Genomic DNA, 13,144 nt, shown 5'->3' with positions numbered 1-13,144 from the left:
AAGGACCGTCTGCGCGCGGCTACTCAAAGTAACGGGAGTGAGACTATCCAGCGACATGCTTTCTGGAGGGTCAAGAATGGTCAGCTTGTGGTAATGATCGCGGATCCGTGATTGAACGAATAATGGCCGATCACTGTTTCGATCCGGGCGCGTCCGACCTGCCACACCCCTGCGGATTCCTTAACTGCCAGGTCAGCTCGTATATCCGGTGGAGGGCAGGCCGCTCGCGGGCGGCGAGGACGGTGAGCCTCGACGACACCGAGGTCGGAGGCCGGGCCGGGGGGAGCGAGAGAACGAAAAGGGGTCATTGTCCGGGGGAATGTGGACACGTCATCGGAATTCCGGCATGCGTATTTACAGGTGGAACGATCCTTCGGCTACAACGATAATTCGGTAAACGGCATAACGTGTTGGGAGACTTCTCCCTAAGTCGCTTTTTCTGTGTTTTTCATGGGCAGGGAGAGAGGCGTACGTGGGCTCCGGGCGGCAGGCCGAGCCGCTGGGAGGCATCGCCCGAGTTGACCGCGAGCGCGACCAGCCCGGCCGAGTCGATGAAGGCCACGATCTCCCCGGGCGGCACGGAGGCGAAGCTCTCCTTGAACGGCACCGAGAGCCGCCGCCTGCCCAGCCAGACCACCAGCGTCTCTCCCAGCGCGACGCCCAGCGTCGCCAGGTCGCCGGAGCCGATCGAGAGCTGGGCGTTGCCGTGCCGGTCGATCGAGAGCACCTCGCCCTCGGCACAGCCCTCCTGCAGCACGGAGGTGGGCGCGGGCAGCGAGACCAGCCGCTCCAGCGGGATCTCCTGCCCCAGCTCGGACGGGTGGCGCCCGATGGCCAGGTGCGCCGCGACGGGGGCGAAGAGGTCGCGCCCATGGAAGGTCGGCGAGACCGGTTTCAGGAAGAGGTCCGTGTTGGACAGCTCGTAGGCGGCACGCGCGCCCCCGCTGGCGTGGATCGCCCACGACAGGAGCCCGTTGTCCGGGCCCAGGAACACATGCTCGCCGGCCTCGACCGCCACGGCCCTGCGCGAGCCGCCGCCGCCGGGATCCACCACGGCGACGTGCACGCCGGAGGGAAGATAGGCGATCGTCTGGGCCAGGATCGCCGCACCGCGGCGTACGTCCCCCGAGGGGACCAGATGGCACACATCGATGATCCGCGACTCGGGAGAGATTCCGGCGATCACGCCGTGACATGCGGCGATGTAGCCGTCTTCCAGTCCGTAGTCGCTGAGAAGGCTGATGACAGAGGTCACATCAGGTGACTGTACGTCGCCACATCCGTCATGAACAGCGCGAAATTCCGGACTATCCTGACTTCGGGCCGCGCGTGCGCGGTGTGACCGCCGCGTGCCCCCCGACGGAGGAGGAAGCAATGGACACCGCGCCGAGTTCCGGTGACGGCGCCGCTCCGGAGCCCGCGCAGAGGGCTCTCACCGACAGGGAGCGCGAGTTGCTCGCCTTCGAGCGCCAGTGGTGGCGTTACGCGGGCGCCAAGGAGCAGGCGGTCCGCGAGGTCTTCGACATCTCCGTGACGCGCTACTACCAGTTGCTCAGCGAGCTCATCGACCTCCCGGCTGCGCTCGCCCACGATCCGATGCTGGTCAAGCGCCTGCGCCGGCTCCGCGAGACCCGCCGTCGCGACCGTTCCGCCCGAAAAATGGGCTTGCGACCCTGATCTCCGGGTACGACCGGTCGCGGCGGGCGATCGCGAGAGCCGGGCCGACAGGACGGGCGAAACCTCGAAGGCGGTGAGGGCCGGGCGAGCATGACGCCCGAACACGCTTGAGGGGATTCGAAGAGGACCGGGCGAGGTTCGGCCGGGCCATGTCGGACGGGGGTTCGGCGAGAGTTCGGCGAGAGTTCGACGGGGGCTTGATGGGACTCGTCGGGCTGGGACGAGGATGACGGTGACCACACTCGACAGGGCGAGGCGGATATGACGACGAACACGTCCGAAGGGCTGAAGGCGATCGTCGCCGACCCGGCGGGGGCGGTGATCGGGCTCGACTTCGACGGCACGCTGTCCCCGATCGTCCCCGATCCCGCGGCGGCGAGGATCCACCCCGGCGGGGCCGAGGTGCTGGGCAGGCTCGGCCGCCTGGTCGGCGCCGTGGTGATCGTGACCGGCCGCCCCGCCGCCACGGCCGTCGAGTACGGCTCCCTGACCGAGGTCCCCGGGCTGGTCGTACTCGGGCACTACGGCCTCGAACGCTGGGAGGCGGGCGCGCTCGCCGCCCCGCCCGTGCACCCGGGTCTCGACCTGGCCAAAGGCGGGCTCGTCTCGCTCGTCGCGGGGATCGAGGGGGTGCGGATCGAGGACAAGGAGCGGTCGGTGGCCGTGCACACCAGGCAGGCGGCCGATCCGTGGGCGACGCTCGACGCGCTGCGCGAGCCGGTCGCCGCGCTGGCGGCGGGGGCGGGGCTCACGGTGGAGCCGGGCAAGTTCGTGTTGGAGCTGCGCCCGCCGGGGACGGACAAGGGGGTGGCGCTGAGCGCCTTCCTGGGCGAGCGGGCCGCTCGGTCGGTGCTGTTCGCGGGGGACGACCTGGGAGATCTCGCGGCGTTCGCGGCCGTGCGGGCCTCGGGTCTGCCGGGCGTGACGGTGTTCAGCGGATCGCCGGAGATCGAGGTCGAGGCCGACATCGTGGTGGAGGGACCCCCGGGGGTCCTGGAGCTTCTCACCTCGATCGCCGACGCCGTCGAGCGCGAGGCGTAGGAGGAACGCCCGTTCAGGCCGGTTCGCCCACGCTCCTCAGGGAACGTTCGCCCGCGGTGACGAGCAGTCCCGCGACGGCGAGCCCGATCAGGGCGGGGACCATGAGGAACGCCCGCTGGGTGCCGAACCCGTCGGCCAGCGCGCCCAGCAGGAACGGCCCGGTTCCCACCGCGAGCCCGGAGAAGATCGCGGCCATCGCCGACGCGCGGTCCCGCCGCCCGCCGGAGGTGGCGAGCAGCCGCGACAATGCCATCGGGAAGTGCAGCGCCACCCCCAGCCCGGAGACGGCGAGACCCGCGTAGGAGAAGATCGGGTCCGTGCTCAACCAGAAGATCGCCCACCCGACGGCCGCGACCAGGAGGGCGCCGAGGAACAGCGCGGTCGGCGGGATGCGCAGGGCGAGCCACGCCCCGGCGATCCGCCCGGCCGCCATCCCGGCGGTGAACGCCGCGACCGCGGTCGCGGCCACCGCCGCAGGCAGTCCCGTCTGGTCGGAGAACAGCTTGGCCGCCCACAGGTTGAAGCAGAACTCCATCGCGACGCAGCAGAACAGCACGGTCGCGGCGAGATAGAACCGCCAGCCGAAGCGGGCACCGCCGTCCGTGGCGGCACCGCCGACGGTCTTCTCCGGTTCGGGGATCCGTACGCGACCCATGGCCAGCGCGAGCAGCGCGGCCAGCACGGAGGTCACCAGCAGCGCGGCCCGCCAGCCGAGGGCGCTCTGCGCGGCGGTGCTGACCACGAAAGGGACCCCGATGCCGACGATCACGCAGACGGCGTTGGCCTCGCTGATCGCCGCCGGACCCGCGGGACCGTGCCGATCGTCGAGCGCGGCCATGCCCGGGAACAGGACGAGCGCGGACAGCGCGCCGGCGACGCCGTACCCGAGAAGGGTGACCGGCAGCACGGTGGGGGCCGCCGCGACCATGAGCGTGCCGGAGCTTATCCCGGCCATCCCGGTCCAGATGGCGGCCCGCCGCCCGATCCTTCCCACCACCCAGGGCAGGACGAGACCGGTGACGATGCCGCCGGCGGCCATCGCGGTCCCGTGCAGCCCGGCGACCGCCTGGGAGACGCCCTGGTCGAGGCGGAGCAGCGGGAGCGCGGAGCTGAGGCCGTACAGGTAGGTGGCGAAGACGCCGAACTGGAGGTAGATCAGCCAGGTCGCGCGGTCGCGGATCAGCCGGACGTGCGCGGTCGCGGTCAACTCGGTCTCCCGTGCACCAAAAAGTGAAATAGCCGCCAAAATTATCTCATGTGGGGCTAAAACCGGCCAACGATTTTGATCGTCACCCGAGGGCGTCGAGCTGCTCGGCGAACCACCGGTGCGGGGGGAGCGCGGTCGCCGCGGCGGCGAGCAGGACACCTCTCCTGGAACGCTCGGCCGAAGGCATCGTCAGGCCCTCGTGCAGCGCGGCGGCCGTGGCCGAGACGTCGTAGGGATTGACCGTGAGCGCGTGCTCGCCCAGCTCGGCGGCGGCACCCGCCTCCCGCGACAGCACCAGCGCGCTGTGCGGAGACAGGACCGGCCCCTCCTTCGCCACCAGGTTCATGCCGTCGCGGATCGGGTTCACCAGCAGCACGTCCGCCAGCCGGTAGGCGGCGAGCGAGCGCGGGTAGTCGTCGTTGACGTTGAGGATGAGCGGATCCCAGTCCTCGGTGCCGTACTCGTCCTCGATCTCCTTCGCGCAGCGCTGCACCGCCGCGGTGTACTCGCGGTATTCGGGCAGGTCGTGCCGGGAGGGGTAGGCGAAGGCGAGGTGGGTGACCCGGCCGTGCCACTCCGGGTAGGTGGCGAGGAACTGCTTGTAGGCGAGCAGGCCCCGCACGATGTTCTTCGACAGCTCCGTCCTGTCGATCCGCACGATCAGCCTGCGGTCGCCCACCTGGTCGCGGAGCGCGGCCATGTGCGACTCCACGTCGGGCTCGGAGGCCCGGGTCCACAGCGCCTTGCCGTCCACCCCCAGGCTGTGGGTGCCGATCCTGGTGGTCCTGCCCGCGTGCGTGACCGTACGCTCCCCGCGGTCGACCCGCGCCCCGAGCACCGCCTCGCAGCAGTCCATGAACGCCCCGCCCCAGCGGTCGGTGAGGAAGCCCGCGTGGTCGGCGCCGAGGATGCCTTCGAGGAGCTCGGTCGCCACGTCGTCGGGGAGCAGGCTGAAGTATTCCGGCGGGGCCCACGGCGTGTGCGAGAAGTGCGCCACCCGCAGGTCGGGGCGCTCCCCCCTGAGCATCGCCGGGGCGAGACTCAGGTGGTAGTCCTGCACCATCACCCGCGCCCCGTGCGGGGCCTCCTCGGCCAGCGCCATCGCGAACGCCTCGTTGTAGGCCTGGTACGACTCCCACTCCCTGCGGAACCTGGCGTCGAAGTGCGGCCGGTTGGGGGTGTCGTAGAGGAGGTGGTGGACGAACCACAGGGTGGAGTTGGCGACCGCGTTGTAGGCGCGGTGGAAGGTCGCCGGGGGGATGTCGAGCATCCGCACCGTCCCGGTGTCGTAGCCCGCCTGGTCGAGCCGGCCGCCGGGCGCGAGCCGCACGGCGCTTCGGTCGCCGTCGGACAGCGCCGCGCAGACCCACAGCGCGTTGACGTCCCTCGCGACCTCCGACAGGCCGGAGACCAGGCCGCCACCTCCCCTGCGCATGGACAGTGAGCCGTCCTCGGAGAGGGTGAAGGAGACGGGGCCGCGGTTGGAGGCCACCAGGATCGCGCTCATGAGATCCCTTCTTCACTGGCTGGGGACACGCCTGTTTTCGAAGGTTAACCGGCACCGCAGCGGGGTGTCCTCGCCCTTCGGGTCAACGAAAGAACGGTGTTCAACGAATTGTGTCAGCTCTTGTCGGCAGGTGAAGTGATGAGGCTCGACGTATCACCCTTTTGGCGGCAAGAAGGGGAGGGCTTTGGCAGGGAGAAGGGGAGGGGCGCCGTCCGAGGGCCGGACCATAGGATGTCCAGCGACCGTGACCGCTGATGGGGGCCCGTGATGGCGCTGGACGAGACGACCGAGGACCTGGCCCGATCGGCCGCCCAGGGCGACCACCGCGCGCTCGGTGAGCTGCTGAGGCGGATCGAGCCCGCCGTGCTCAGGCACTGCGGCCGGATCCTTCCCTTCAGGCAGGACGCCGAGGAGGCCTGCCAGGACACCCTGCTCGCGGTGGCGCGCAACATCGGCCGTTTCGAAGGGCGTGCCCGGTTCAGCACCTGGCTGCACATCGTGACCGCCAACTGCGCGAGGACCACCTATCGCTCGCTGAAGCGCCGCGCCGCCGAGCAGAGTTCGGACGAGCTGCCGCTGCAGAAGCCGGATGTCGCCCGGGTGAGCGTGATCGCCGGGTCCCGGCTGGACCTGCTCGACGCGATGGAGGCGCTGGAGGCCGAGAAGCCGGAGCTCGCCCAGGCGCTGGTGCTGCGTGACATCTGCCAGCTCGACTACAACGAGGTGGCCGAGCAGCTCCGGATCCCGCTGGGCACCGCCAAGTCGCGCATCCACCAGGCGCGCAAATACGTCCAGGGCGCCCTGGGCGACGCCTACGGCTTCTGATCCCGACTTCGATCCCGGCCGCTCGGCTCGATTTCGCTCTCGGGAGCCCGGTCCGGGTTCGTCCTGGTCGTCCGGCTCCGAGGTTGATCTCGGCCGTCCGGTTCGAGAGGGGCAGCCCGGTTCGGGAAGGGCCGGATGGTTCTGGAGGGGCCAGGGCCGGTGGGAACCGTTCGTGAACACCTTCCGCGTGGCGCGCGGCTTCGGCGGCCTTGTCTGATCTAGAGTGGCGTTGCCCACGTCACGTGATCAATGGGTGACATGCAGTGACCTCCCCTCGCGCTTCACAGGCAAAGGTCGAGGAGAACCCACATGTCCCGCAGACACGTCCTCATCGCATCATGCGCCCTGACCGCAACCGCGCTCGCCCTGGCCGCCGTACCGGCCGGCGCCGAACCTCAGGCGGCGGACGCCCCGGCCACGCACGTCGTCCCGTCCGCGGAGATGGCCGTGCCGGTCGCGTCGGTCGCGCTGAAGCCGCCGCCCGGAATGATAAGGGCGCTCGTACGCGACCTGCGCCTCACCCCGGCCGAGGCCCAGGTACGCCTGCTCAACGAGGCCCGCCTATCCTCGGTCGCGGCGCAGCTGAACAGAAGACTCGGCTCCAGTTATGGCGGCACCTGGCTTCGGGGAAACACCGCGAGCACCCTGGTGGCGGCCACCACCAGTGTTACCGACATTCCCGTGATCCTCGCGGCGGGTGCCGAGGCCGAGGTCGTCGCCAGATCGCTGGAGGAACTCACTGGGATCCAGGAGAAGATCAACCACTCCAGCGCATCGTCGCTCGTGTCGAGTGTGCGTCTTATCGACGTGAAGAGGAACAAGGTGGTCGTCCTCTCCCCGAAACCCGATGCGGCTGAAAACCTCGTCCAGAGCACCGGTGTGGACGAGGAGGCAGTGGTCGTGCTGCCCAGTGCCGAGACTCCCCTGCCCCTGTACGACCTGGTGGGCGGTAACGCCTACTACATCGGCGCCACCAGCCGATGCTCGATCGGCTTCTCCGTGCTCAAGGGCACCCAGCCGGGCTTCGTCAGCGCGGGCCACTGTGGAAAGAGCGGCGACGTCACCACCGGCTACAACCGAGTCGGCCAGGGCGTTTTCCAGGGGTCCACCTTCCCCGGCAACGACTACTCCTGGGTCGCGGTCAACTCCAACTGGACGCCCACTCCCGCGGTGGACAACGGCCAGGGCGGCACCGTGCCCGTCGCCGGAGCCACGGTCGCCATCGAGGGGGCGTCGGTCTGCCGGTCCGGCTCCACCACCGACTGGCACTGCGGCCTCATCCAGCAGCGCGGCGCCAGCGTCACCTATCCCCAGGGCACCGTCTCCGGGCTGACCCGCACCAGCGTCTGCGCCGAGCCCGGGGATTCCGGCGGCTCCTTCATCTCCATCGACCAGGCCCAGGGCGTCACCTCGGGCGGCTCCGGCGACTGCACTCAGGGCGGCACCACCTACTTCCAGCCGATCGGCCCGATCCTCACCGCCTATGGCCTGACCTTGAGGACCGTCGCGGGCAATCGGCCACCGCCGGTCTCGGGCACCTGCACCGGCTTCCCGAACACCTACACCGGCACCCTGGCCAACGGCGCGTCCGCCTACCAGCCGAACGGCCGCTACTACAGGTCGACCAAGGGGGGCATCCACAAGGGCTGCCTGGACGCCGACGACGGCGTCGACTTCGACCTGTATCTCCAGAAGTGGAACGGCGGGAACTGGTCGGTCGTCGCCACCTCCGACGGCCCGAGGACCGACGAGAGCATCTCCTACACCGGCACGCCCGGCTACTACCGCTACCGGGTGGTCTCCTCGTCCGGCGTCGGCGCGTACACCCTGGGGTTCAAGGCGCCGTGACCGCCGACCGGACGCCGCCCGCGGGGCGCGTCCGGCGACGACCGGAAGGGGTGAGGCTCCCGCAGGGCGGACGATCACCGAGGATCGTCCGTCCGGCGGGGGCCTCACCTGTCCTTTCACCTGTTTTTCCAGCCACGCCGCCTGTCTCGGGGGCGGAGGAACGGATCCGGCTGTCCGCTGGATAACACGCCTTATCTCGCACAGTGAGACATGAAGTCAGGAGGGCGGCAGGGCGGGGTAGAGTGCTCAAGACCTGCGCGTCAGGTTTCCAACTGAATATCTGCTCATCCAGAGGGGTGGAGGGACCGGCCCTGCGAAGCCCCGGCAACCATCCCGGTTCACGACCCGTGATCTGAACGAGGTCGACCGGGACAGGTGCCAATTCCGGTCTGTGACCAGGGTGGTCCAGACGAAGATGAGGGAAAGGCCTCGCTTCATGGCGCTCGCAACCACTGAGAACACCACCTCCTCCGCTCGTGCCGACGGCGCGCGCGACCGGCGCTTCGGCCCCGCCGTGGCGCTGTCCTGCCGGGAGTGCGGTGCCCGCTACGACCTCGGCCCCAGCTTCGCGTGTACCGAGTGTTTCGGGCCCCTTGAGATCGCGTACGACTTCGGGCGGGTGACCCGGGAGCGGATCGCCGAGGGGCCGACCAACATCTGGCGCTACCGCTCGCTGCTGCCCGTCCCCGAGGACGTGGCCGCCAAGCCCAACATGGCACCCGGCTGGACCAAGCTCGTCAACGCCGGCAACCTCGCCCGCGAGCTGGGCATCCGCTCGCTGCACGTGAAGGACGACTCCGGCAACCCCACCCACTCCTTCAAGGACCGCGTGGTGGCCATCGCCGTCGAGGCGGCACGCAACTTCGGCTTCCACACCCTCTCCTGCTCCTCCACCGGCAACCTCGCCGGCGCCGTGACCGCCGCCGCCGCGCGGGCCGGGCTGGACGCCTGCGTGTTCATCCCCTCCGACCTGGAGCAGGCCAAGATCGTCATGGCCTCCGTGTACGGCGGCAGGCTCATCGGCATCGAGGGCACCTACGACGACGTGAACCGCTTCTGCTCTGAGCTCATCGGCGACGAGCTGGGCGACCAGTGGGGCTTCGTCAACGTCAACCTCCGCCCGTACTACGCGGAGGGTTCCAAGACGCTCGCCTACGAGATCGCCGAGCAGCTCGGCTGGCGCCTTCCCGACCAGATCGTCATTCCGGTCGCCTCCGGCTCGCAGCTCACGAAGATCGACAAGGGCTTCAAGGAGCTGATCGCGCTCGGCCTGGTCGAGGACAGGCCGTACAAGATCTTCGCCGCCCAGGCCGAGGGGTGCTCCCCGGTCTCCTCCGCCTACAAGGCGGGCCACGACGTGATCCGGCCGGTCAAGCCGGACACGATCGCCAAGTCGCTCGCGATCGGTAACCCGGCCGACGGACCGTACGTCCTGGACATCGCCCGCCGCACCGGCGGCGCGGTCGAGGACGTCACCGACGCCGAGATCGTCGACTCGATCCGGCTGCTGGCGAGGACCGAGGGCATCTTCGCCGAGACGGCGGGAGGCGTCGTCGTCGGGGTGCTGCGCAAGCTGGTCGCCTCGGGCACGCTCGACCCCGACGCCGAGACCGTGGTCCTCAACACCGGTGACGGTCTCAAGACCCTGGACGCGGTGGCCGCGGAGGCGCGCCCGACCGCAGTGATTCGACCCTCTCTTGACGCATTCCGTGCGGCTATCGCCTAGAAATCGTGAAAGGTACTGAATTATGAGCGTTTCTGTGCGGATTCCGACGATTCTCCGGACTTACACCGATGGTGCCGCCGAGGTGAACGGAGAAGGCGAGACCCTGCGCGATGTTCTTCAGAAGCTCGACGCGGACTTCCCGGGGATCGGTGCCCGGATTCTCGATGAATCGGGAAAGATCCGACGTTTTGTCAATGTCTACGTTGGGGATGAGGACGTCCGTTTCGCCGACAACCTCGACACGGCGACGCCCTCCGGTGTTCAGATCTCCATCATCCCGGCGGTGGCCGGAGGCTGACTCCTTCGCCCTGACGCGGCCCTGACCGCCTCGCGTCGCACCGCGTCATCCCCAGGGGCACCCGCGAATCCACGGCACCCGCCCGGCTCCGGCCGGGCGGGTGCCGTGTTTTATGACAGAAGCTCATATTTGTCGCGTGCACGAATAATGTAACCCCTGACTAACCAGCAGTGATGATGAAACTTTCTCCTCGTGATAAAAGCTCTCGTAAAGAGGTAGTTTGGTGCTTGACTCTGTTGCCCGACCGCTTCCCACAGGTATGGTCGGAACGATCGACGTGGCGAAGTCCGCCCCGGAGATTGGGGACTTCGCGAGAGGAATGGGCGTCGTCCTTTAAGACCAGTAAGAGGAGTCGCAAGTGGCGCAGGGCACCGTCAAATGGTTCAACGCGGACAAGGGCTACGGCTTCATCGCGGTAGACGGTGGTAAGGATGTGTTCGTCCATTACTCCGCGATCATGATGGATGGCTACCGCGCCCTGGAGCAGGGGCAGCGGGTCGAGTTCGAGATCACCCAGGGGCAGAAGGGTCCCCAGGCGGAATCCGTCCGGGCGGTCTGACGCGGCCGTTTCATGAATTCGCAGGGAGGAGTCGGCGGGTCCCGAGGTGTCGCGGTCCGCTGAACCCCCACCGCCCAGGCCCGGCTCGCCCTCATCCGGCGAGCCGGGCGTTCGTGTCGTTCGGGCATCCGCCAACGACGGCAATGACGGCAGTGACCCCAAAGGCGCCAATGCCTCCCAAAGGCCCCGATGATGACCCATCGCGTACGCCGACGTGGCGCGGGATCTTCGCGGACATGACGAGAAGCTGAAGATCGTCCCACGCGCGGCCCAGGTCAACGGGGCGCGGCTTGCACTCGTCGGGGTAGAGTGCTAAACAGATTCTTGGCACTCACGCATAGAGAGTGCCAATCCTGGATCGAGGCGATGGGGCCCGCCGAACGGAGTCGTGGGCCCACATGCCGTCGCGGGCGTCGGCTCGGTCCGGTGTAAGCCACCCTTTCTCTGGGAGGTTAGCCGTATGGCAGCCAAGATGATCGCGTTTAACGAGGACGCCCGGCGCGGTCTCGAGCGCGGCATGAACCAGCTCGCGGACGCCGTCAAGGTGACCCTCGGCCCCAAGGGCCGTAACGTCGTGCTGGAGAAGAAGTGGGGCGCCCCCACCATCACCAACGATGGTGTCTCCATCGCCAAGGAGATCGAGCTCGAAGACCCGTGGGAGAAGATCGGGGCCGAGCTCGTCAAGGAGGTCGCGAAGAAGACCGACGACGTCGCGGGTGACGGCACCACCACCGCCACCGTGCTCGCCCAGGCTCTCGTACGCGAGGGTCTTCGCAACGTCGCCGCCGGCGCGAACCCGATGTCCCTGAAGAAGGGCATCGAGGCCGCCGTCGAGCGCGTGTCGGAGGAGCTGTCCAAGCTCGCCAAGGACGTGGAGACGAAGGCGCAGATCGCCTCCACGGCGTCCATCTCCGCGGGCGACCCGCAGATCGGCGAGATGATCGCCGAGGCGATGGACAAGGTCGGCAAGGAAGGCGTCATCACCGTCGAGGAGAGCAACACCTTCGGTCTCGAGCTTGAGCTCACCGAGGGCATGCGCTTCGACAAGGGCCTCACCTCGATGTACTTCGTCACCGACCCGGAGCGTATGGAGGCCGTCCTCGACGACCCGTACATCCTCGTCGTCAACTCCAAGGTGTCCGCCAACAAGGACCTGCTCCCGGTTCTCGACAAGGTCGTGCAGGCCGGCAAGCCGCTGCTGATCATCGCCGAGGACGTCGAGGGCGAGGCCCTGGCCACCCTGGTCGTGAACAAGATCCGTGGCCTGTTCCGCTCGGTCGCGGTCAAGGCGCCCGGTTTCGGTGACCGTCGCAAGGCGATGCTGGGCGACATCGGCATCCTGACCGGTGCCCAGGTCATCAGCGAGGACCTCGGCCTGAAGCTGGAGTCCACCACCCTGGACCAGCTCGGCCGCGCCCGCCAGGTCATCGTCACCAAGGACGAGACCACCATCGTCGACGGTGCCGGTGACGCCGAGCAGATCGCCGGCCGGGTCAACCAGATCCGCGCCGAGATCGACAACACCGACTCCGACTACGACCGCGAGAAGCTCCAGGAGCGTCTGGCCAAGCTGGCCGGCGGCGTGGCCGTCATCAAGGCCGGTGCCGCGACCGAGGTCGAGCTCAAGGAGCGCAAGCACCGCATCGAGGACGCCGTTCGCAACGCGAAGGCGGCCGTCGAGGAGGGCATCGTCCCCGGCGGTGGCGTGGCGCTGCTGCAGGCCGGCGCGAAGGCGTTCGACAAGCTGGAGCTCTCCGGCGACGAGGCCACCGGTGCCGCGATCGTGAAGAAGGCTCTGGAGGAGCCGCTGAAGCAGATCGCGGTGAACGCCGGCCTTGAGGGCGGCGTCGTCGTGGAGAAGGTGCGCAACCTTCCCGCGGGTGAGGGCCTCAACGCCGCCACCGGCGAGTACGTCAACCTGTTCGAGACGGGCATCATCGACCCGGCCAAGGTGACGCGTTCCGCGCTGCAGAACGCGGCGTCCATCGCGGCGCTGTTCCTCACCACCGAGGCCGTCATCGCCGAGAAGCCCGAGAAGGCCGCGGCCGCCCCCGCCATGCCCGGCGGCGGCGACATGGACTTCTGAGTCCAACCGCTTTCAGGTAAAAGAGGCGACCCCGAGGATCTCGGGGTCGCCTCTTTTTTTGTGCGCTTTCCCCAGGCGTTGTCCGCCATCCGCCGTCGACCTTCTTGAAAGGCCGCCCCCTGGCGGGTGCTCCCGGGGACGCCGCGAACCGCGGGGTTCGATCCGGCGCAGGCCCGTGCGGGGTCGTCGGGGGTTCGAAAGCCGATGCCGGTCCGGACCCGCCGAGCGGGGACGAGGAGGCGCGCTCGCCCCCATGCCGCCAGGGCGGCCTCGCGATGTGTCAGGCAATGAATGGGCAGGTCTGCCGGAACAGGAGTTAAAGCCGGAGTGTCATTTCCCGGGCGCGATGCCGAACCGCCATAGAACGGGT

General features: G+C 68.7%; 11 protein-coding genes and 1 riboswitch. Of the genes, 8 read left to right on the top strand and 3 right to left on the bottom strand.

What is annotated here, in order from left to right; translation table 11 throughout:
- Positions 1-448: 448 nt before the first annotated feature.
- A complete protein-coding gene (locus ACFY3V_RS35995; RefSeq protein WP_389779687.1) occupies positions 449-1,255 on the bottom strand; it encodes an S-adenosyl-l-methionine hydroxide adenosyltransferase family protein in 807 nt (268 codons plus the stop codon).
- Positions 1,256-1,374: 119 nt separating this feature from the next.
- On the opposite strand from ACFY3V_RS35995, the gene ACFY3V_RS35990 reads away from it, so the two are divergent.
- Together ACFY3V_RS35990 and otsB are read left to right on the top strand one after the other, a co-directional pair.
- A complete protein-coding gene (locus ACFY3V_RS35990; RefSeq protein WP_350950277.1) occupies positions 1,375-1,677 on the top strand; it encodes a DUF3263 domain-containing protein in 303 nt (100 codons plus the stop codon).
- A gap of 261 nt (positions 1,678-1,938) precedes the next feature.
- Positions 1,939-2,718: a trehalose-phosphatase gene (gene otsB, locus ACFY3V_RS35985; protein ID WP_350950278.1), complete on the top strand. Its 780-nt coding sequence runs from the start codon at positions 1,939-1,941 to the stop codon at positions 2,716-2,718.
- Between the two features lie 13 nt (positions 2,719-2,731).
- On the opposite strand, the gene ACFY3V_RS35980 is transcribed toward otsB, so the two are convergent.
- Together ACFY3V_RS35980 and ACFY3V_RS35975 are read right to left on the bottom strand one after the other, a co-directional pair.
- Positions 2,732-3,925, bottom strand: coding sequence for an MFS transporter (locus tag ACFY3V_RS35980; protein ID WP_389779684.1), 1,194 nt, complete (start codon positions 3,923-3,925; stop codon positions 2,732-2,734).
- 82 nt (positions 3,926-4,007) lie between these two features.
- Positions 4,008-5,432 carry a trehalose-6-phosphate synthase gene (locus ACFY3V_RS35975; protein ID WP_389779682.1) on the bottom strand — a complete coding sequence of 475 codons (1,425 nt, stop codon included), beginning with the start codon at positions 5,430-5,432 and terminating at the stop codon, positions 4,008-4,010.
- A 267-nt stretch (positions 5,433-5,699) separates the two neighbouring features.
- Between ACFY3V_RS35975 and ACFY3V_RS35970 the strand changes: the two genes are divergently transcribed.
- The 6 genes from ACFY3V_RS35970 to groL all read left to right on the top strand — a co-directional run bounded on the left by ACFY3V_RS35970 (position 5,700) and on the right by groL (position 12,774).
- Positions 5,700-6,257 carry an RNA polymerase sigma factor gene (locus tag ACFY3V_RS35970; RefSeq protein WP_350950281.1) on the top strand — a complete coding sequence of 186 codons (558 nt, stop codon included), beginning with the start codon at positions 5,700-5,702 and terminating at the stop codon, positions 6,255-6,257.
- Positions 6,258-6,566: 309 nt separating this feature from the next.
- Complete coding sequence (locus tag ACFY3V_RS35965) at positions 6,567-8,105, top strand: S1 family peptidase (RefSeq protein ID WP_389779679.1); 1,539 nt, start codon at positions 6,567-6,569, stop codon at positions 8,103-8,105.
- Positions 8,106-8,386: 281 nt separating this feature from the next.
- A riboswitch (SAM riboswitch) is annotated at positions 8,387-8,527 on the top strand.
- Positions 8,528-8,541: 14 nt separating this feature from the next.
- Positions 8,542-9,831 (top strand): threonine synthase, encoded by a 1,290-nt coding sequence (gene thrC / locus ACFY3V_RS35960; protein ID WP_389779677.1) that lies wholly within the window; start codon positions 8,542-8,544, stop codon positions 9,829-9,831.
- Positions 9,832-9,853: 22 nt separating this feature from the next.
- A complete protein-coding gene (locus ACFY3V_RS35955) occupies positions 9,854-10,129 on the top strand; it encodes a MoaD/ThiS family protein (RefSeq protein ID WP_350945794.1) in 276 nt (91 codons plus the stop codon).
- Positions 10,130-10,487: 358 nt separating this feature from the next.
- Positions 10,488-10,688 carry a cold-shock protein gene (locus tag ACFY3V_RS35950; RefSeq protein ID WP_012895270.1) on the top strand — a complete coding sequence of 67 codons (201 nt, stop codon included), beginning with the start codon at positions 10,488-10,490 and terminating at the stop codon, positions 10,686-10,688.
- Positions 10,689-11,148: 460 nt separating this feature from the next.
- Complete coding sequence (gene groL, locus ACFY3V_RS35945) at positions 11,149-12,774, top strand: chaperonin GroEL (protein ID WP_350945793.1); 1,626 nt, start codon at positions 11,149-11,151, stop codon at positions 12,772-12,774.
- Positions 12,775-13,144 lie beyond the last annotated feature (370 nt).

The sequence above is a fragment of the Streptosporangium sp. NPDC000095 genome (assembly GCF_042899335.1).
Taxonomy (GTDB): Bacteria; Actinomycetota; Actinomycetes; order Streptosporangiales; family Streptosporangiaceae; genus Streptosporangium.
Note: the sequence above shows the minus strand (reverse complement) of the source record. Positions and strands in the feature narration are given on the sequence as shown.